Origin of the sequence: Pseudoalteromonas sp. 10-33 (assembly GCF_001469195.1) — a bacterium.
Classification (GTDB): Bacteria; Pseudomonadota; Gammaproteobacteria; order Enterobacterales; family Alteromonadaceae; genus Pseudoalteromonas.
In genome coordinates this window covers 50522-71950 of sequence record NZ_LOFI01000006.1, presented here as the reverse complement: position 1 = coordinate 71950, position 21429 = coordinate 50522, and the positions used below count along the sequence as shown (strand labels likewise).

Annotated in this window: 19 protein-coding genes; 11 read left to right on the top strand and 8 right to left on the bottom strand. The window is 41.0% G+C overall.

Translation table 11 applies throughout. The features are described 5' to 3' along the window. Positions 1-160: 160 nt before the first annotated feature. Positions 161-1114 carry an alpha/beta hydrolase gene (locus tag ATS76_RS06360; RefSeq protein ID WP_058551492.1) on the top strand — a complete coding sequence of 318 codons (954 nt, stop codon included), beginning with the start codon at positions 161-163 and terminating at the stop codon, positions 1112-1114. A gap of 48 nt (positions 1115-1162) precedes the next feature. On the opposite strand, the gene ATS76_RS06355 is transcribed toward ATS76_RS06360, so the two are convergent. The 6 genes from ATS76_RS06355 to ATS76_RS06330 all read right to left on the bottom strand — a co-directional run bounded on the left by ATS76_RS06355 (position 1163) and on the right by ATS76_RS06330 (position 6769). Further along, the gene (locus ATS76_RS06355) at positions 1163-2182 is read right to left on the bottom strand and encodes a LacI family DNA-binding transcriptional regulator (RefSeq protein ID WP_058551491.1); all 1020 of its coding nucleotides are present in this window, start codon (positions 2180-2182) and stop codon (positions 1163-1165) included. A 146-nt stretch (positions 2183-2328) separates the two neighbouring features. Then, positions 2329-3630, bottom strand: a complete 1302-nt coding sequence (locus tag ATS76_RS06350; RefSeq protein WP_058551490.1) for a TRAP transporter large permease — start codon at positions 3628-3630, stop codon at positions 2329-2331. Then, entirely contained in the window at positions 3630-4118 is a 489-nt protein-coding gene (locus ATS76_RS06345; RefSeq protein ID WP_058551489.1) for a TRAP transporter small permease, read from the bottom strand. The genes ATS76_RS06350 and ATS76_RS06345 overlap by 1 nt, the downstream gene beginning before the upstream one ends. Positions 4119-4127: 9 nt before the next feature. Continuing rightward, positions 4128-5105: a TRAP transporter substrate-binding protein gene (locus tag ATS76_RS06340; RefSeq protein WP_058551488.1), complete on the bottom strand. Its 978-nt coding sequence runs from the start codon at positions 5103-5105 to the stop codon at positions 4128-4130. A 34-nt stretch (positions 5106-5139) separates the two neighbouring features. After that, positions 5140-5982 (bottom strand): 5-dehydro-4-deoxy-D-glucuronate isomerase, encoded by an 843-nt coding sequence (gene kduI, locus ATS76_RS06335; protein WP_058551487.1) that lies wholly within the window; start codon positions 5980-5982, stop codon positions 5140-5142. Positions 5983-6004: 22 nt separating this feature from the next. Continuing rightward, complete coding sequence (locus ATS76_RS06330) at positions 6005-6769, bottom strand: SDR family oxidoreductase (protein WP_058551486.1); 765 nt, start codon at positions 6767-6769, stop codon at positions 6005-6007. A 185-nt stretch (positions 6770-6954) separates the two neighbouring features. Between ATS76_RS06330 and ATS76_RS06325 the strand changes: the two genes are divergently transcribed. The 4 genes from ATS76_RS06325 to ATS76_RS06310 are packed head-to-tail and all read left to right on the top strand — an operon-like array spanning position 6955 to position 11926. Then, on the top strand, positions 6955-8412 hold the full coding sequence (locus tag ATS76_RS06325) for a tagaturonate reductase (protein ID WP_058551485.1): 1458 nt from the start codon (positions 6955-6957) through the stop codon (positions 8410-8412). 1 nt (position 8413) lies between these two features. Further along, on the top strand, positions 8414-9901 hold the full coding sequence (locus tag ATS76_RS06320) for a UxaA family hydrolase (protein WP_058551484.1): 1488 nt from the start codon (positions 8414-8416) through the stop codon (positions 9899-9901). Then, positions 9902-10858 (top strand): sugar kinase, encoded by a 957-nt coding sequence (locus tag ATS76_RS06315; RefSeq protein WP_058551483.1) that lies wholly within the window; start codon positions 9902-9904, stop codon positions 10856-10858. A gap of 3 nt (positions 10859-10861) precedes the next feature. Next, positions 10862-11926, top strand: coding sequence for a pectinesterase family protein (locus ATS76_RS06310; protein ID WP_058551482.1), 1065 nt, complete (start codon positions 10862-10864; stop codon positions 11924-11926). A gap of 360 nt (positions 11927-12286) precedes the next feature. Here the strand turns inward: ATS76_RS06310 and ATS76_RS18980 are convergent, their stop codons facing one another. Together ATS76_RS18980 and trhP are read right to left on the bottom strand one after the other, a co-directional pair. Then, positions 12287-12532, bottom strand: a complete 246-nt coding sequence (locus ATS76_RS18980; RefSeq protein WP_082664326.1) for a YfhL family 4Fe-4S dicluster ferredoxin — start codon at positions 12530-12532, stop codon at positions 12287-12289. A 14-nt stretch (positions 12533-12546) separates the two neighbouring features. Continuing rightward, on the bottom strand, positions 12547-13932 hold the full coding sequence (trhP, locus tag ATS76_RS06305; protein ID WP_058551481.1) for a prephenate-dependent tRNA uridine(34) hydroxylase TrhP: 1386 nt from the start codon (positions 13930-13932) through the stop codon (positions 12547-12549). Between the two features lie 228 nt (positions 13933-14160). Here trhP and ndk point away from each other — a divergent pair, with 228 nt between their 5' ends. From ndk to hisS, 6 genes are all read left to right on the top strand, one after another. Beyond that, the gene (ndk, locus tag ATS76_RS06300; RefSeq protein WP_008111339.1) at positions 14161-14592 is read left to right on the top strand and encodes a nucleoside-diphosphate kinase; all 432 of its coding nucleotides are present in this window, start codon (positions 14161-14163) and stop codon (positions 14590-14592) included. A gap of 183 nt (positions 14593-14775) precedes the next feature. Beyond that, the gene (locus ATS76_RS06295) at positions 14776-15909 is read left to right on the top strand and encodes a bifunctional tRNA (adenosine(37)-C2)-methyltransferase TrmG/ribosomal RNA large subunit methyltransferase RlmN (protein WP_006793574.1); all 1134 of its coding nucleotides are present in this window, start codon (positions 14776-14778) and stop codon (positions 15907-15909) included. A gap of 115 nt (positions 15910-16024) precedes the next feature. After that, positions 16025-17896 carry a type IV pilus biogenesis/stability protein PilW gene (pilW, locus tag ATS76_RS06290; protein WP_058551480.1) on the top strand — a complete coding sequence of 624 codons (1872 nt, stop codon included), beginning with the start codon at positions 16025-16027 and terminating at the stop codon, positions 17894-17896. After that, on the top strand, positions 17893-18753 hold the full coding sequence (locus ATS76_RS06285) for a RodZ domain-containing protein (protein ID WP_058551479.1): 861 nt from the start codon (positions 17893-17895) through the stop codon (positions 18751-18753). The genes pilW and ATS76_RS06285 overlap by 4 nt, the downstream gene beginning before the upstream one ends. Before the next feature lie 5 nt (positions 18754-18758). Continuing rightward, the gene (ispG, locus tag ATS76_RS06280; RefSeq protein ID WP_058551478.1) at positions 18759-19877 is read left to right on the top strand and encodes a flavodoxin-dependent (E)-4-hydroxy-3-methylbut-2-enyl-diphosphate synthase; all 1119 of its coding nucleotides are present in this window, start codon (positions 18759-18761) and stop codon (positions 19875-19877) included. A gap of 257 nt (positions 19878-20134) precedes the next feature. Then, on the top strand, positions 20135-21415 hold the full coding sequence (hisS, locus tag ATS76_RS06275; RefSeq protein ID WP_058551477.1) for a histidine--tRNA ligase: 1281 nt from the start codon (positions 20135-20137) through the stop codon (positions 21413-21415). Positions 21416-21429 lie beyond the last annotated feature (14 nt).

The following is a 21429-nucleotide window of genomic DNA, read 5'->3' as shown; positions in this document are numbered from 1 at the left end:
CTTATGAACTTTTTTACAGCCACTTCCTAGTCTGTACTCGCAATGATGGTGCTTTTTGCATCATCATTTGCTAATGCTTAATCGCTTTATACCCTAGCAGAATTAAAAATGACGCATACATTGATGTGGATTATGTGCGCTTTAAAAATTTGGAGCAGCAATGAAACAGTTTACGGTTATAACATTACTCATTCTATGCTTTATCAGTGAAACAACTCATGCTAAAGCATACACTGTTGAAAATACGTATAAAAAGCTGATTAAACAGTATCCTAACATCACAATTCCTGTGCAGGATAACGCTGCAGATGTATCGATTAAAAAAGGCTTAATTTATAAAACAATAAATCAGCAAGCGTTAACGCTTACTCTCTTTTCACCAAAGCAGCAGCAAGCATCTTTACCTTTAGTCGTATTAGTACATGGTGGTGGGTGGCGTACAGGCACGCCAGCGCTTTTTAACGCACTTGCCATTCGCTTAGCACAGAACGGGTTTGTAGTTGCAACGCCAAGCTATAGATTATCTGGGGTCGCTCCTTTTCCAGCAGCTATCTACGATGTTAACGATGCCCTGATCTGGCTTAGAGCCCATCATCAAGACTTTGCAATTGATCTGAACCATATCGCTCTGGGTGGCGGCTCAGCAGGGGGTCAAATCGCAGCGCTACTAGCTTATAACAATGGCCAATTAAAGCAGCAAGCTGAGCAAGCAACAAGCGCCAACGTTCAAGCACTGATCAACATAGATGGATTAAGTGACTTTGCCAGTGATGAAGCACTGCCATTTGAAAATGATCCAAGTAAAAAAGTAACCTCTGCCAGTGCATGGTTAGGCGGACGTTATGAACAGGTTCCTGAACGCTGGCATAGTGCATCTCCCATAAACTACATCACAGATGAATCCCCTGCGACACTCTTTATAAATAGTTCAGTACCGCGCTTTAGAGCCGGGCGTGATACAGCAATTATGGCATTAAAAAAACACCAAGTAGTTAATCAAATCTATCAGTTTGCTGATGCGCCGCATTCATTTTGGTTATTTGATCCGTGGCTAAATGACACAGTTAAAATTATGACTGAGTTTTTGACTGCACAACTAAAATTGCAAAACTAGGCTGGAATTTTTACAGTGAAGTGAAATAAGTAAAGTGAAGTAAGTGTGCTATTTAGCACACTTATTGGTTGATTCACGCTTTACTAAATACGGGGTGACAACCTCATCAAGTTTGATCTTTTCACTTTGAGATGACTGACTTTTATTAATTAGTTTTTGTACAGCTAAACATGCCATGTTTTGTACCGGGCGACGAATTGTCGTTAAAGATGGGATAATGCGAGAAGCAAGAATATTGTCATCAAAACCTGCAACTGAAAGCTCCTGTGGCACTTTAATATTTAAATTCTTGGCAACGCGTAGAACACCTGCAGCCATTTCATCATTATTTGCCACAATTGCGGTAGGTCTAGGCTCAGCGCTTAGCAACTCCATCGCACACTCTATACCACTTTCGTAACTATTTTTACCTTCAACAATACGACTCGTTGGTAGTTTAACATTGCACACTTGTAATTCAGCTAAAAAGCCGGCCAAACGCTCTATTGAAGAACGAAACTCCTGAGGACCAGAAATAAAACCGATATCTTTATGCCCTAGCTCAACAAGGTAGCTTGCCATTTCTTTCATCGCAGCGCGCTCGTCTGATACAACTATGTTATCCGCATCATCTAAGTCAACCGAAGCAAGGCGAACATATGGGCAATCGGCATCGCGAATTGCTGCTGCTAACTCTTTGTTTTCTGACATGGGCGGTAAAATAATAACGCCATCGAGTTTAGAGCGCGAAATAAACGATAAACAATCACTAATAAAATCAGTGCTTTTAGAATGACTCGGATGCACAACCAGCTCATAACCTAACTCTGAACACACACTCAATGCACCACGTTGTACTTGGTCTATGTAAAGGGCATCTGGGTTATCGTATATTAAACCTAGTAAGTAAGAACGACTTGATGCTAAACCACGCGCTTGTTTATCTGGAGAAAAGCCAACTTCACTGATCACCTGCAAAACTCGCTCACGAGTTGCTTCACCAACCGCTGAGGAGCGATTAATAACACGAGATACAGTGCGCTTAGATACGCCGCAAAGTTTAGCTACATCATTTATCGTTACTGACATAAAAGTTTCCATTTTGGATGATTTTTAAGTTTAACACTAACCGTAAGTGCATAGAAGTATCTGAACAGCACTTAATATTACATTTACACATTGATTTAAAAACAAAGGCGAGGGGATTGATTTATCCCCTCGCCTTTTACTTTTCATTAATCAATTAAACCAAACAACCTTGGTAAAGCCTCGCTCACAGCAGGAACATATGTAACAAGCATTAGTACCAAAAACATAACAAAATAAAGTGGCATCATAGGTTTTATTATTTTATGGAGTGATGTTTTAGCCACAGCGCAACTAACAAACAATACACTACCAACCGGCGGCGAAACTAAACCGATAGATAAGTTAAGCACAATCATAATACCAAATTGAATTGGTGACATACCAAACTGCTCTGCTACCGGTAAGAAGATTGGAGTGAATATCAATACCGCAGGTGTCATATCGATAAATGCGCCAACTAAAATTAATATCAAATTGATCAACAATAAAATAATGATTGGGTTATCGCTAAGCGTTAAGAAAAATTCACTGACCATTTGTGGAATGTGTGTGTATGACAACAACCATGACATACCTGATGACGCAGCAATAATTAGCATTACGATAGCTGTGGTTTCACACGCTTTGAGCAAAATACTCGGCATTTCTTTTAAATCTATTTCTTTATAAACAAACACCGATAAAACTAACGCATAAATAACCGCTATAGCGCCGGCTTCTGTGGCAGTAAATACACCACCAATAATACCGCCAATAACAATAAAAATAAGCAATAAGCTAGGTAATGCAGCCAATATTTTTTCTAGTACTATTTTAAAAGGTAACCTTGCCGTAACTGGGTAGTTATTTTTAATAGAATACACCGCACACACGGCCATTAATGCCAAACCAACTAAAATACCCGGTAAGTAGCCTGCTATAAACAAGGCCGCAATAGAGACACCACCACTGGCAATCGCATAAATAATTAAAATATTACTTGGTGGAATGAGCATGCCCGTTGTAGCGGCGCTGGCCGTTACTGCTGCGGCAAAGCTTGCACTGTAGCCATGCTTTTTCATTTCAGGCACCATGAAACTGCCGATTGCAGAAGTGGCCGCTACGGCCGAGCCCGAAATAGCGCCAAACAACATACACGACATAACATTTACCAGCGCTAAGCCTCCAGGTAAAAAGCCTATCATTGCCATAGCACATTCAATAAGGCGCTTAGCAATACCGCCTTGGCCCATTATTAAACCTGACAATATAAAAAATGGGATAGCAAGCAGTGCAAAGCTATCTAATCCTCCGGTCATTTGCTGGGCGATAGTAATAGTTGCCGGAGTAAAATCGATATGCATGAGTAAAGCCACTAATGTGGATAGCGCAATACATAACGAGATAGGTACATTAATAAACAGTAATACAAAAAAGCAAATAACTAGAACGATTGCGGTAAGGTCCATTACGCATCCTCCGATAATTTTTGTTGAGCACAAGTGACGAGGTTTTCAATGCAATTAATAACAATGAGTCCCCCGCTCAAAGGAAGTACGATGTAGATATAACCCATATTAATACCCAATGCCGCAGAGGTTTGGTTTAGCTCAAAACTAAGCATCATCAGTAAACAACCGCCATACACTAAAATACTTGATGCAGTGACCAGGACGCACAGCTCAATAATAAACGTGCACTTGCGGCGTAGCGATGGGATCATCTTTTGATAAAACAAATCAAGCCCCAAATGCGCTTTGGTTCGATAAGCATATGAAGCGCCCAGTACACCAATCCAGATTAATAAAAAACGGGCTAACTCTTCAGTGTATGAACTCGGGGCTCGCAGAATAAAACGTGAAAACACTTGCCAACAAACAACAGCCACAATAGCGACCATTGCCAGTATGAGTACTCGCTCTACAATACGATTTAAGTGTGTGATTAAATGTCGCATAGTTAGGCCTTACATGGTTTTTATTTTTTTGATGTATTGTGCAACAGCTGTGTCGTCAAAAGAGGCATGAAAATCAGCCACCTTATCTTGAAACGCCTGCTTATCTGGGTAGATCACTTCAACACCTTCAGCTATTACCGCTTCTAATGCTTGATCTGATGCCGCTTGCCACAAAGAACGTTGATACTCTACAGAGTCCGCCATAGCTTTTGATAACCACTGTTGCTGCTGCTGTGTTAGCGAGTTCCACACTTCTAAACTCGCTAAGATGACATCAGGTACAAAGGTGTGTTCATCAAGTGAGTAGTACTTGGCAATTTCATAGTGACGTGACAAATAATAGCTAGGCGGGTTGTTTTCAGCGCCATCTACCACACCTTGCTGTAACGCTGCATAAAGCTCACCCCATGCAATTGGAGCAGCAGCCCCCCCTAAGGCTTTAACTGTCGCTACCGCTGTTGGGCTATTTAATACACGAATTTTTTCACCAATTAAGTCATCAGGAGTGCGAATAGGTTTCTTGGTTGTATAAAAGCTACGACTACCCGCGTCGTAATACCCCAACCCTTTCAATCTTGCCCCTTCAACTTTATTTAATAACTCAATACCTAAGTCGCTATTTAGTACTCGCCAAAAATGCTCACTACCGTTGAATAAATAGGGAATACCAAACACTTTCATTTGCGGCACAAACCCCTCTAACGGACTTGCTGACACTTTAGTGATTGATAAACTACCAATTTGTAATAGTTCTATTAGCTCACGCTCAGACCCTAATTGCCCACCTGGATAAATTACTATTTCCATGCTGCCATTAGAATAATGATCTAAACGTTTAGCCATAAATTCCATAGCCTTATGAACAACATGACGTGTATCTAAGGTATGCGCCATCGTTAAACGAATGGTTTTCTTATCATCGCTACAACTTGTAAGTAGCCCTAGTGACAAAACCAACAAAACACACTTTAGAAGATTTTTAGTCATTTTTATCTCTTCCTGTTGATGTAAGTGTAGCGAGTTATTTCAACTCGCTCGGTTGGTATTTATCCATATCGTCATAATCGAGATTTTCACCAGCCATCCCCCAGATAAAACTGTAATTTTGTGTGCCTGATCCAGAATGAATTGACCACGGAGGTGACACCACTGCTTGCTCATTATGCACCCACAAATGGCGAGTCTCTGTTGGTTCGCCCATAAAGTGACAAACAGCCTGCTGCTGTGGTATTTCAAAATAAAAATACACTTCATTACGACGATCATGTTGATGCGCTGGCATGGTGTTCCACACACTGCCCGGCTTTAACTCAGTGAGCCCCATTTGTAATTGGCATGTTTGCACCACGGTATTAATCAGCATTTGATTAATGTGGCGCTCATTAGAGGTTTCTAAGCTGCCTAAATGCAATACATTAGCGTCACCCCGGGTTACCAGCTTACTTGGGTATTTTTTATGTGCAGGGGCTGAGTTTAAGTAAAATTTAGCAGGTGTTGCTGAGTCATGACTTGCAAAGGTCACTTCCAAGGTTTCTCTGCCCAAATATAAGGCATCTTTATAGCCTAGCTCAAACGTTTCACCGTCGGCAGTGATAGTGCCGGCCCCACCTACGTTGATCACTCCCAGCTCTCTACCATGTAAAAAGCTGGCAGCTTTAAGATTATCAACTGTTTCAAGCGTCAGTGCCTGTTTAACAGGAACAGCACTGCCCACCATAAAGCGCTCGTAGTGGGTGTATAACCAATATATGGTGTCTTCTTGCATGAGTTTTTCGACTAAAAACTCAGCTCTTAATTGTTGCGTGTCATACCCTTTAACTTCTTTTGGCCCAACGGCGTAACGTGACTCTATTTGTGTGCTCATAATATGCTACCTTAATTAAAAATTATCGTGCTAACCAACCACCATCAACGGCTAAAATATGGCCATTAACGTAGTCACTTGCCGTTGAAGATAAGAAAATTGCTGAACCAATTAAATCTTCAGCCTCTCCCCAACGACCTGCTGGAATGCGTTTCTCTATTTCACTATTGCGTGTGGCATCATCTTGTAAGGCTTGGGTGTTATCAGTTCTAAAATAACCCGGCGCAATCGCGTTTACCTGAATATTGTGCTGCGCCCACTCATTAGCTAATGCTTTGGTTAAACCAGCAACCGCATGTTTACTTGCTGTATACGCAGGTACAGTCATGCCACCACTGTATGAAAGCATTGAGGCGATATTAATGATCTTGCCAGAACCTTGCTTAATCATATTTGGCGCAACAGCTTGGGCTAGTAAAAAGCTCGCATCAAGGTTCACCTTCATTACGTTTTGCCATTGGTCATATGGAAAATCGACCGCAGGGCTTCTAAAGATGGTGCCACCCACGTTAATCAACACATCAATCGTGTCGTGATCTTTCAATACTTGCGCCGCTAAGTTATTTACAGCCTCGGTTTGTGATAAATTTGCTGCATACTCATAAGCAGTACCACCATTATTTGCGATTAGCTCTAAAGTCTGTGCACAACCGTTTTCTCTGCTACTGCTACAAATCACGGTTGCGCCGGCATTGGCTAAGCCCACAGCAATTTGTTGCCCTAAACCACGACTGGCACCTGTAACGAGTGCTTTTTTATCACTGAGATCAAATAACGTTTGTGCCATTTTGAATTCCTGCCTTTAATTTTTCAAAATTTTTATTAGCCTGATGTAAATCAAACTAGATTAATTTGTTAACACCCATTCTTCGCTACCGGTGGCAGATTGTCAAATAATATTTGCCACCGGTGGCATCTGCGCGTAAGATATAATTATTCAACAGCCAATATAACTCTTTATAGGTTTACATTATGAAAGCACTAAATAGAAAAAACTTTAATAAAAACAAATACCCTACAAAAATAATGCAGTACGGTGAAGGTAATTTCTTGCGTGCCTTTATTGATTGGCAAATAGATAAACTTAACGAAACAACCCAGCTCAACGCAGGCGTTGCAGTTATTCGCCCTATCGATTACGACGCATTACCGCTACTCAATGTGCAAGACGGTTTATACACTACCATTATTCGTGGCCTGAATGAACAAGGCGAAAGTGTTGCAGATCATCGTGTGATTAGTTCAATAAACGAGGAGATCCCAGTTTATAAGGAATATTCTCGCTACATGAAACTAGCTGAAAACCCAGATCTAAAAATTATTTTCTCTAATACGACAGAGGCGGGTATTGAATATATTGATACCGATAAACTTGATGATGCACCGGCAAAAGCATTTCCGGCTAAATTAACCCAATGGTTGTTCCATCGCTTTAATCATTTTAATGGCTCAACAGAGCACGGCATGGTTATCATTCCATGTGAATTAATTGATTACAACGGCGAAAAGTTAAAAGAAATTGTTCATCAATACTGCCAATTATGGCAACTACCTAACGAGTTTATTCAATGGTTAGATAACGCGAACCACTTCTGCTCAAGCTTGGTTGATCGTATTGTTACCGGCTTCCCTCGCGACGAACACCAACAGCTGCAAGAATCTCTGGGTTACTTAGATAACTTTATGGTTACTGCTGAATATTTTCATCTATTTGTTATTCAAGGCCCACAGCACTTAGCGCAATTACTATGCCTTGAAGGCAGTGATTTGAATATCAAAATAGTCGATGATATTTCTCCTTATAAACAGCAAAAAGTAGGCATTTTAAATGGCGCACACACCGCATTAGTGCCACTTGCTTATATGGCAAATATCGACTCTGTCGGTGATGCACTCGCAGAGCCGTTATTTGAGCAATATTTAACTAAGCTTATCTTTGATGAAATTATTCCTACTTTGGATTTACCAGAAGATGAACTTAAACGCTTTGCTAACGATGTGCTTAATCGCTTTAGAAACCCATATATTTGCCATTTATTGTTAGCCATTTCGCTCAATAGTATGACGAAATTCAAAACACGTATTTTACCGCAGTTGTTAACCTATGCAAAAACCCGTCAAGCCCTGCCTAATATGATGGCGCTGGCACTTGCAGGGCAAATATTATTTTATCGAGGCATTCGTAATAACGAAAAGATAGCATTAACTGATGCACCACAATGGTTAGAGGTTTTTGACACCATTTGGCAAGACTTTGACAAAAATACACTCTCTTTAGAGCAACTAGTCAGCCAAGTTTTAGGAGCAACATGGCATTGGGAAACGAATTTAAATGACATTCCAGCGCTAACCGATACTGCCACTACTCACTTACGTAATATGCTCACCAACGGCGTAGCTGATACGCTGACCAAGCAACTAGGTCAATAATATGAAATCATTAATCAAATTACACCCTACCGACGATGTTGCTATTGCAATGCGCAACATTAATGCAGGCGAAATACTCCCTGTTGATGGCGAAGATATTATCGTTAATGAAAACCTTGATAAAGGTCATAAGGTTGCTTTAAGAGATATAGCCAAGTCAGAAAACGTTATAAAATATGGCGCCCCAATTGGTTTTGCTTTAGAGGATATTAAAAAGGGCGGTTGGATACATACTCATTGCGTTAAAACAACGCTCAATGATGAACTTGAATATCAATACCAGCCAGAGTTTATTGATCAACAACCCGCTACGCCCTCCCCTGAGGTCAGTATCTATCGCCGTGAAAATGGCGAAATTGGCATCCGTAATGAGATTTGGCTGATCCCAACGGTTGGCTGTGTTAATGGCATGATTAGTCAAATGGTTCGTGAATTTAAACAACGCCACCCACAACTAGATATTGATGGTATTCATGTATTTCCACATCAATTTGGTTGCTCACAACTAGGTGATGACCTAGAAACCACCCGCGTGCTATTACAAAACATGGCACTGCACCCAAACGCTGGGGGGGCATTGGTCGTTGGTTTAGGGTGCGAAAACAACCAATTATCTGCGTTTCGTGATGGCCTGGGCGAGTATGATGAAAACCGTATTAAGTTTTTAATAACTCAACAAGCTGATGATGAAATTGAAGAAGGCGTTGCATTATTAGAACAAATCTATGCCAAAGTCAGTCAAGATAAACGTGTACCTGGTACGCTATCAGAAGTGAAGTTTGGCCTTGAATGCGGCGGTAGTGATGGCTTATCTGGCATTACAGCAAATCCAATGCTGGGTTACTTCTCAGATTATTTAATTGCTCAAGGCGGCACCACGGTTTTAACTGAAGTACCGGAAATGTTTGGCGCAGAAACCTTGCTAATGTCGCGCTGTAAAGACGAAGCAACATTTAACAAATTAGTGAGTATGGTTAATAACTTTAAAGGCTATTACAAAGCTCATAATCAACCAATTTACGAAAACCCATCACCGGGGAATAAAAAAGGCGGTATTACCACCCTTGAAGATAAATCGCTTGGTTGCACGCAAAAAGCCGGAACCAGTCAAGTCCAAGCGGTACTACATTATGGCGAGCGATTACAAGTTCCTGGTTTAAACCTACTTGATGCCCCAGGTAATGACCCGATTGCCACTAGCGCATTAGGTGCCGCAGGGTGTCACATGGTGTTATTTACAACCGGACGCGGCACGCCATATGGTGGCTTCGTGCCAACCTTAAAAATAGCCACCAATTCAGAGCTCGCCAACAAGAAAAAACGCTGGATAGACTTTGATGCAGGTGTACTAATAAACGATGTTAGCATGGAACAAGTACACGGCGAGTTTGTTCAGTTACTCGTTGATATCGTCAATGGTAAGCAAACCTGCAACGAAGTGAACGATATTCGTGAGGTAGCCATTTGGAAAAAAGGAGTAACCTTGTAAATGAGCGCTAAAAGTATCGCAATTATTGGTGAATGTATGGTTGAGCTTAGCGGCCAACCATTTAGCGCCATGCAGCAAAACTATGGTGGTGATAGCATTAATACCGCCATTTACCTAAAAAAACTCGCAGCACAAAGCGTTAACGTTAACTACGTCACGGCCATGGGCAGCGACCCACTAAGCCACGCACTTATTGAAAAATGGCGACAACAGCAATTAAATACCGACTATGTATTAATAAACCCGGCTAAACAGCCAGGCTTATACATGATCCAAAACGACAGTACAGGGGAGCGAACGTTTCAATATTGGCGTAATGATTCCGCCGCCAAATACCTCATCACACACCCCGAATTTTCAAGCGTATTAACAATGTTAAATACCGTTGATGCCATTTATTTATCGGGCATTTCATTAGCAATACTCCCAGAGCAAGATTGCAATACATTATTAACTCATCTTGAAGAACTTGCCGCTAAGGGAGTAAAAATCGTCTACGACAGTAATTACCGCCCCGCCCTGTGGTCTAATAAAACACACTGCCAAACAACCAACGCTAAAGCGTATGCTCTAGCCGATTTAGCACTCGTTACATTAGATGACGAAAATGAATTATGGGCAGATGCTAGCCTCGAAAGTTGCACGCAAAGGCTGCACCAACAAGGCGCAAAGGAATTAGTTATAAAAACTGGCGCAGATGGTTGCCAGTACAGTAAAAAGAACACAGATAAAAGTATAACGGTGGAGCAATTCAGTACCACCAAAATAGCTAAAGTTGTTGATACAACAGCGGCTGGCGACTCTTTCAATGCTGGATTTTTAGCATTGTGGCTAACAGGTAACCCTATTAGCCAATGCGCCATTGCCGGTAACTTACTTGCCGGTCAAGTTATTCAACAACGAGGTGCCATAGTCCCTATAGATATCAACGCTATGAAAATGGCAATGGGAGACTAAAAAATGTTTAAAAGAATAATCATGCTTTGTTTAGTTTCGTGCTGTTTTATCGCAAATACAATGGCAGCGCCCACCGCTATTGGTGATGAACCTACTAAGATTTTATATGTCGATAAAAATGATAATGACTCATTTAATACCATTCAATCAGCCATTGATGCCAGTAGCCCTTTTAAATCCGCCATCATTTTAATTAGTCCTGGGGTTTATAAAGAAAAGATCTATATAACCCGCAACAACTTAAGCTTAGTTGGTAGTTCACAACGTAATACCCTGATTGAATACGCTGAGCTTAGAAATAACTGGCGTAAAGATCATGTCAGTGATTGGGGCGCTGCGGTGATCAATATTGCTGGTAGCGACATTACCATAGCTAACTTAGAAGTGGTTAATAATTATGGTCGGAAAAATAATACCCTAGATCATCAATTTGCTATTAGAGGATTTGAGCAAGCAACGCGAATTATTTTACATCAATGCACTGTCACTGCTGACGGCGCTGATACCCTGAGCCTTTGGAATAAAGAAGACGGCATATATTACCATTCATATTGCTCATTTACAGGCGCAACTGACATGGTGTGCCCGCGTGGTACTGCATTAATAGAGCACTCAAAATTTTATAATTTAAAACAAACAGCCACCCTGTGGCATGATGGTGAATTAGATGAAGAACAAAAATTTGTTGTCGCTCACAGTGAGTTTGACGGCGTTAAAGACTTTTGGTTAGGCCGCCATCATTACGATGCGCAGTTTTACTTATACAATAATAAATTTTCAAAAAACCTCGCTGATAAAGCTATTTTTAGAAAAACCTACCCACAGAACCCTAGTAAGAACCGTGAAAACCGCTACGGCGATCGTTACTACTTTTTAGATAACGAAACAGGCCAAACACTGCCGTGGTTTAACAATAATATGAGCACACAACAACAAGCCATATTTGAAGATAAATCATTAAAGCAATGGGTTTTTAAAGGAGAATGGGTGCCTAAAAAAGTACTTTCAGAGCTGCAAAATATCATCAAACACAACAAGTTCAAAACCGATCGTTTTAACTTAAAATAAAGGAATATATACCCAAGCAACCTCAAGATACGAGTTTCAGTTGGAATTAAAAGCGATTTAGGCAAGGCATTGTTTGCAAGTAATAGTGGTTCTATTATTAAAATCAATAACGCAGTATAAATCGCTTTTAAACCAACCCGTTGGGCGTTTCACAGGCACTTACTCTCATCGTTGTTACTTCTTAAAAGGGATGGCCATTCTTGCAAAGTAACGCCTTGATATTAAGCCCCGTGAAACGCTGAATTCTGCATCTTGAGGTGGCTTGGGTATAGTACTTCAGAGTGCATACTTAAGGTTATTTGAAAAAATACCCTTCCTCTCATGAGTATGCACTCTAATTTAACAACAAGTTTTTTACACTTAACCCGTTAACCTCACATATTTCTCTGCCAGTTCATCGATACTTTCCCGATGATTAGGGTCGGGTTTAATGCAGTCAATGGGGCATACACTCACGCATGTTGGTTTGTCGTAGTGGCCTACACACTCGGTGCACCTTTCAGAATCTATCTGATAAATTTTAGCGCCCATATAAATTGCTTCATTTGGGCACTCTGGGTCGCACATATCACAGTTAATGCATTTGCTATTTATAAGTAGAGCCATGATTAAACTCTCTATTATGAAACAGCTTGTTTGAAAGGATTGCGGGTATCTTGGTTTTCATCCAAATTGCGCATCAGTATGGCGTGCTCTAAATCGATGCGCTCAGGCACGGGAATTTTTACAATGTGGCCTGAACCTTTGGCATCGGTAATGCTTTCGCCTTTTTTGTTTTCCATACTTTCAAGGGTAAAGCTAACATTACCTTTCGGCGTCATTAGCTCCAATAAATTACCCACGCAAAATTTATTTTTTACATCTATTTCAACCAAACCATTAGCATTTCGCCCTAATACCTCACCTACAAATTGCTGTTGAGTTGATACAGAGTGACCATATTCGTAATTTTGATAATCTTGATGAGCATGGCGCTTTAAAAAACCTTCGGTGTAACCACGGTGTGCTAGGTTTTCAAGGGTTTTAAATAAGTCTGCATCAAATGGTTTACCTGCAACGGCATCGTCAATCGCTTTACGGTATACCTGTGCGGTACGGGCGACATAATAAAATGACTTAGTGCGCCCTTCTATTTTAAGGCTGTGCACCCCCATTTTTGTTAGCTGTTCTACATATTGCACGGCGCGTAAGTCTTTTGAGTTCATGATATAAGTACCATGCTCGTCTTCAAATGCAGGCATATATTCACCCGGGCGACCTTGCTCTTCGAGCATAAATACATCGTTGCTTGGCGCGCCTTCACCTAAAGTGGGTATAACTGCTTTAGGGTCAATTTTATGCACCATTTCAGCGGTTTCATTCTCAGTACCGGGTTTTACATCGTACTCCCAACGACACGCATTAGTGCATGTGCCTTGGTTAGGATCGCGTTTATTAATATAACCCGAGAGTAAACAACGCCCCGAATAAGCCATACACAACGCGCCGTGCACAAATACCTCTAGCTCAGTTTCTGGGCATAGCGTACGTATTTCGCTGATTTCTTCAAGCGATAGCTCACGAGACAAAATCACCCGTTCAATACCCTGTTTTGCCCAGAACAATACACTGGCATAGTTTACCGCATTGGCTTGTACAGAAAGGTGAACTGGCATATCGGGCCACTTTTCACGTACTAGCATTATTAGACCTGGGTCGGACATGATCAACGCATCAGGTTTCATAGCAATTACAGGTTCTATATCTCGTAAATACGACTTCACTTTGGCGTTATGGGGCGCGATATTTGATACTACATAAAATTTTTTATTTAATGCGTGTGCTTCATTAATACCTATTTGTAAGGTCTCTAAATCAAACTCATTATTTCTTACGCGCAAACTGTAACGAGGTTGCCCTGCGTAGACCGCATCAGCACCATAAGCAAAGGCATAGCGCATATTTTTTAAGCTCCCTGCTGGGCATAATAGTTCTGGTATAAATGGGCTAGATGAAACAGATGGCATGTGCGCTCCCTATAACAACAGGCATTGAGCCAATTGTGTGCGTCATAAATTTAAATATAAAAGCAGAAGCGCGGCAGTATAAAGAGCACTAAAATTAAGCCTTTGATCAAGATCATAAAACTGTAATTGAACTGGTTTTTAATAAAATTAGGATTTTTCAGTTAAAACGCGTATAATTCGCGCCCGTTAATATTCACACTTTTACTTATAAATTATTGGAGCATAAAGATGGCTTTAGAGCGTACTTTCTCAATCGTAAAACCTGATGCAGTAGCTAAAAACCACATCGGCGCTATCTACAACCGTTTCGAAACTGCTGGTCTTAAAATCGTTGCAGCTAAAATGGTTCACCTTTCACAAGAGAAAGCTGAAGGTTTCTACGCTGAACACAGCGAACGTCCTTTCTTTGGCGCTTTAGTATCTTTCATGACATCTGGTCCAGTAATGGTTACCGTTCTTGAAGGCGAAAACGCTGTTCTTAAAAACCGTGAAATCATGGGTGCTACTAACCCTGCAGAAGCGCTAGCTGGTACTTTACGTGCAGACTACGCTGATAGCATCGACGAAAACGCTGTTCACGGTTCTGATGCTGTTGAATCTGCTGCTCGCGAAATCGCGTACTTCTTCGCTGACGAAGAACTTTGCCCACGTACTCGTTAATTCGAGTTTCACAGCTAACCCTGTGATGCAAAGTATGAAAAGGGCTTTCGAGCCCTTTTTTAGTCATTAATTAAAGTATTACTCTGCTATTTATGATGCTTTACTTAATGATTAAAGTGAACGAATTGTGTACAATTTGTCTCTGTAAATTTTATCACCACCGTTACTGATTAAGGTTGTTTCATGACCACTGCGCAAAAAAAGATTAACTTATTAGATTTAAACCGAGATGCAATGCGTGAGCTATTTGTATCTTTCGGTGAAAAGCCATTTCGTGGCGATCAGGTGATGAAATGGATTTATCATTTTGGCGTAGATAACTTCGACGAAATGAGCAACGTGAATAAAAAGCTTAAAGAAAAGCTTAAAGCTGAGTGCGAAATTGTAGCCCCTGAAATCTCAGTTCGCCAACAGGCGAGCGACGGTACTATTAAATACGCTTTAGTACTAGAAGGCGGACAAGAAGTTGAAGCTGTGTGGATCCCTGAAAAAGAGCGCGCAACATTGTGTGTATCTTCACAAGTAGGTTGTGCACTAGAATGTACTTTTTGCTCGACAGCACAACAAGGCTTTAACCGTAACTTAAAAGTATCAGAAATTATTGGCCAAGTTTGGCGAGTAGCCAAAGATATTGGCCTAGATGGCAATAGTGAAAAACGCCCTGTTACTAACGTAGTAATGATGGGTATGGGCGAACCATTACTTAACGTTAAAAACGTAGTACCAGCAATGGAGTTGATGATGGACGATTGGGGCTTTGGTTTATCTAAGCGCCGCGTAACATTAAGTACATCGGGCGTAGTACCTGCTCTTGATTTATTAAAAGAGAAGATTGACGTAGCGCTTGCTATTTCACTTCATGCACCAGATAACGCACTGCGTGATATTTTGGTACCAATTAATAAAAAGTACCCTATTGAAGAGTTTTTAGCGGCATGTCGTCGATACATTGATGGCTCTAAAGCCAATAAAGACGTAACAATTGAATACGTAATGCTTAATGGCGTAAACGACAGTACCGACCAAGCACACGAACTTGTTAAAACGTTAAAAGGCACGCCATCTAAGGTAAACCTTATTCCGTTTAACCCGTTTCCAGGTAACGAATATACACGTTCAAGCAACAGCCGAATAGACCGCTTTTCTAAGGTTTTACAAGCTGCTGGCATTACATGTATTGTTCGCCGAACTCGAGGTGATGACATTGACGCAGCCTGTGGACAATTAGCCGGAGATGTCGTTGACCGTACAAAACGTATGGCAAAAAAGAAAATGCGCGACGATAACAAAATCTCAGTTAACATCCAACAAGCCTAATTTAGTTAAACTACCTAAAGCCCTCCTGTTAAATCGTTTATTATTAAATAATTGATGCAACATGAGGGCTTTTAGGTAATATAGGCAATATGGACAAAAATAAAGAGATAAGGTAATGCGATCTATACTTGCTATAACACTATCGGCACTGGCTTTAAGTGGCTGTGTTACCGAAAGTAGTTATAACGGCAGTAATAAGCCCGTTGTCAAAAATAAAATCAATAACGCCGGGGCAGCACGCACGCGAATAGCTTTAGCCTTACAGTACCTAAAAACAGGTAATAATTCACAAGCAAAATACAACCTAGAACGCGCAGCTGAATTCGCTCCCAACTTACCTGAAGTTCATTACTCTATGGCATATTATTACCAGCAAGTAGGTGAAAACCCATTAGCCGACAGAGCTTATCAAAAAGCACTAGATATAAAACCAGATGACCCTAATACACTTAACAACTACGGTGTATTTTTGTGTAGCATTGATGAATACGACCGTGCCACCGATCAATTTTTAAAAGCCATTGAAATTCCAACGTATATCCGTGTTGCCGAAAGCTACGAAAATCTAGCGTTGTGCGCTATTGAATTTGACGATTTTGAAAACGCAGAAACTTACTTCAAGCAAGCGCTTAATCACAGCTCTCAACGAACCTCAACTCTTATAAGTTTAGCGGCTTTGTTTTATGCAAAAAGTGATTTATACAAAGCAAACGACATTCTTAAAAAACATGACGACACAGGTCGGGTTTCGTCGCGTGCTTTAATGCTTAGCTATTTAGTAAAAAATCGTATGGGGCGAATAGAAGAAGCCGAAAAAGTAGCAAGCACCCTTTTACAAACCTACTCTACTAGTAACGAAGCGTATGCAATCAGAGAGCAACGAACACGTTTTAACGAATTTGAAATACTGCGTGAAAAATACCGTAAAGCAAAACTAAATGAGTTAAAAGCTGATGCAGACAGCACATATATAAGTGCAAAACCAAAAATAAAAATAGTCAGAAAAAAAGCACCTAATCAAGACAGCACAAAAAGCCTGGTTATTAAACAACCAGCGCAAGTTAGATCTGCAGAGCCTGAGCAAAACACGCAAGACGCGAATCCAGTCATTGCTAGAAATGATACAAACACAAGCATTGAAAACACCGTTGCTGCAGTTTCAGCACCACAACAAATTGCTCCCAAAAAAGCCACAACTAAAGCGACAGCAACAGCAATTGTCGAACAGCCAGAACAAGTTGAAATAAAGCAAGTTACACCTACTGGGCCATCAACAGATACGTCTGCAGTATTACTTGCGTTAACAACTGAACCCAAAGCACCAAAAAAACCTGAGTCAGTTATTGAAAAGCCTGCTACTAATTCAAGTACAGCACCTGCAACAGTGGCAGCTAAAGTAGCATCAGCACCACCAAAAGAAGAGGTGAAAATTATTTCTTTTGGGGCACCTAAAACGGCTAACTTTAATTCACCTCAAACAAATCAGCCAGCAGTCACGGCAAACACTACCGTTGCCAATAACGACTCAAATGTTGTTTTTTACGAAGCCACTAAAAACGAAGATATTTTTGAAACGAGTGATTACCAAAGCGGTAATGATGTTACATTTACAAACTTAGCGTCAAATAAGCAAACAGCATTACCGATGTTAAACCCTAAAGTGGCAGCATTACGTGTGCCTTTTCATATTATTGAGTTTGGTGAAAACCTATTTAGCATTTCGGTGCGATACAATGTTAAACTACAAAAACTCCTGCAATGGAATGGATTAAAAGAGTCGGATCGGGTAATGAATGGCAGCAAAATTTACTTAAACGATCCTAATATTTATTACGAAATTAAATCTGGCGACTCCCTTTACGATATTGCTACCCAGAAGCAAGTATTAATTGATGAATTAATGCGATGGAATAAATTAAGTCCTGATATAGAGCTAAAACCAGGACATAGACTTTTACTAGTGGATCCAGACTCATACTTATTATGAATGAAGAAAAAACGCAGAGCGCACAGCCTACCGTAGGCCAAATTCTAAAAGCACACAGAGAGCAAGCCAAGGTAAGCATTGAAACCATTGCTAAACCGCTAAAGCTCTCTGAATTTCAAATTAAACACCTTGAAAACGATGAGTTTCAAGCGTTAGGACCTATTACCTTTGTAAAAGGGTACATAAAAAACTATTGCCGCGAATTAAAGGTAGATAGCACCCCTATATTAGCCATGTTGCCAGCGCCACCAGAGCCAGCAAAACCAGCTAACATGCAAAGCTTTTCTCGTCGTACAGAAAAAGAAGCCAGCGATAGCCGTTTAATGTTAGTTACTTACGTTATATTGGCCATCGTTATTGGCTCGTCTGCATTATGGTTTTGGCAAAACGCTACCCCCATAGAAGAGCAAACCACAAATATAAATATTGGCAACACTATAATGAGTGAGCGCCAGGCAATTCAATCAACAAATATTGAACAGCAAAAATCGGCAAACGACGCTGAGGAGTTACGTCAAGAGTCTATTGAGCAAAGTACAGACTTAACAAATGACGAAATAACACAAACACTTGACGAACAAACCCTAGAGTCAGATACCGATAAGTCCAACATCAGCACAATAGAAATGCTATTCAATGACGAAAGTTGGGTCGAAATACACGACGGCGAAGGGGAAAAAATAGCCTTTGGCGTTAAAAAAGCAGGTTACAGAATGACTGTTTTTGGCACACCTCCTTTTGCTGTTGTGCTTGGTAAGCACAATGTAGTTAACATTACTTTAAACGGTGAGCCAGTGGATATCTCGGCGTTTCCTAAAAACCGTTTAGCCAAATTTACCTTACCATTAGCAGAGTAGTCGCTATGTTTTCAGAATCTCCTATCAAACGCAGAAAATCCACCCGTATTAATGTAGGCAATGTGCCTATTGGCGACGGCGCACCTATTGCAGTGCAATCGATGACCAACACTGACACTATGGATGTGGATGCAACAGTTGCACAAATACAAGCAATTCAAGACGCAGGAGCCGATATAGTTCGTGTGTCAGTACCGACTATGGACGCAGCAGAAGCGTTTAAAAGTATAAAAGAGCAAGTCAGTATTCCCCTTGTTGCCGATATTCACTTTGATTACCGCATAGCCTTAAAAGTGGCAAAATATGGCGTAGATTGTTTGCGCATAAACCCAGGTAATATAGGCAGCGAAGAGCGTATTAGAGCCGTTGTTGATTCAGCCCGCGAGAATAACATTCCAATTCGTATTGGTGTAAACGGTGGCTCGTTAGAGCGTGACTTGCAAGAAAAATATGGCGAGCCAACACCAGAGGCATTACTCGAATCAGCAATGCGCCATGTAGATATATTACGCCGTCTTGATTTTGATCAGTTTAAAATTTCGGTAAAAGCGTCAGACGTGTTTTTAGCCGTAGGCGCATATCGTTTGCTTGCTAAAGAAATAGATCAACCTCTACATTTAGGAATTACCGAAGCTGGCGGCATGCGCTCTGGTTCGGTTAAATCAGCCGTTGGTTTAGGTATGCTACTTGCCGAGGGCATAGGCGATACGCTACGTGTATCACTCGCCGCCGACCCAGTACAAGAGATCAAAGTAGGGTTTGATATTTTAAAATCGCTGCGTATACGCTCACGCGGTATTAACTTTATTGCCTGCCCAAGCTGCTCACGCCAAGAGTTTGATGTAGTGAGCACCATGAACCAATTAGAAGAACGCCTTGAAGATATAATCGAACCGGTTTCTGTATCGGTTATTGGTTGTGTAGTAAACGGCCCAGGCGAAGCCCTTGTTAGTGATATTGGCCTTGCCGGTGCAAACCGTCGCTCAGGTTTATACATTAACGGCGAACGCCAAAAAGCACGTATAGATAACAACAACATTGTTGAGCAACTAGAGGGCTACGTTCGCGATTTCATAGATAAAAAGCAAAGCCAAACCCCTATCGATGTAAAAATAGTCGAATAAATAACGTATTAACCGCCAAGCATTCGTGTTTGGCGTTGACCTTTATAATAGATTTACCCAAGCATTCACAAAATACAGAGTTCAGCGCTTCATCGGGCTTTATATCAAAGTAATACTTTTAATAATGGTAATTTCTTTTAATTCCAACGACGCTCGCATCTTGAGGTCGTTTGGGTATATAATATTGGGTCAATTTTTAGCGTTCTTGTTGTGTAAGCATTTTTTTATTACACATAAACAGTATTTAGGATTTATCAGTGGCAAAACAAATTCAGGCAGTTCGCGGTATGAACGATTGTCTGCCGGGCGACACGCAAGTTTGGCAGAAAGTAGAAAACATTTTACGCGAGACAGTAGCTTCGTTCGGTTATCAAGAAATTCGTTTTCCTATTGTAGAATCAACCGATCTATTTAAACGCTCTATTGGTGAAGTGACCGATATAGTAGAAAAAGAAATGTACACCTTTTCTGATCGAAACGGTGATTTACTCACTCTTCGCCCAGAAGGCACCGCAGTGTGTGTTCGTGCTGGCAACCAAAATGGCTTACTGTATAACCAAGAGCAACGTCTTTGGTACATGGGCCCTATGTTTCGTCATGAGCGCCCGCAAAAAGGGCGTTATCGTCAATTTCACCAATTTGGTTTAGAGACCTTTGGTATTGCCACAGCCGATATAGATGCTGAAGTTATTTTATTAACAGCACAGCTGTGGGAAGCGTTTGGCATTACCGAGCATGTACGATTAGAGCTTAATTCATTGGGGTCTAATGAAGCTCGCGCACAATACCGAGATGCGCTTGTTGCTTACCTTGAACAACATACTGACGTGCTTGATGAAGACTCAAAACGACGCATGTATTCAAACCCATTACGTGTACTTGATAGCAAAAACCCTGACGTACAGGCAATATTAGTTGATGCACCTAAGCTGTCAGAACATTTAGATGCTGAATCAAAAGAACATTTTGAAAATTTATGTGAACGTTTAGACGCAGCTGGCGTCTCATACACGGTTAACGAAAAATTAGTGCGCGGTTTAGACTATTATAACCGTACCGTATTTGAATGGGTAACCGACAGCCTTGGCGCGCAAGGTACTGTGTGTGCTGGCGGACGCTACGATGGCTTAGTTGAGCAACTTGGTGGAAAAGCAACGCCAGCCGTTGGTTTTGCAATGGGCCTAGAGCGCTTAGTATTGTTACTTCAAGCACTTGAATGTGTTGGTGACATTCGCCGTAATGCTGATGTATATTTAGCGGCCATGGGCGACAAAGCAAGTATTCAAGCCCCGATTATTGCGTCTGAACTACGCCGTGATGTGGCTGGCCTTCGTGTGATGGTTCACGCGGGTGGCGGAAACTTTAAAAAACAATTAAAACGTGCCGATAAAAGCGATGCACTTGTTGCTGTAATTATTGGTGAAGATGAATTAGAACAAGGCGTGGTGACCATAAAGTATTTACGTGAGCGTAAAGAACAAGTCACATTAGAATTAGAACAAGCTAAAGCGCTACTAGCTGAGCTTATAAACGGCTAAGCAGATATTAGAGG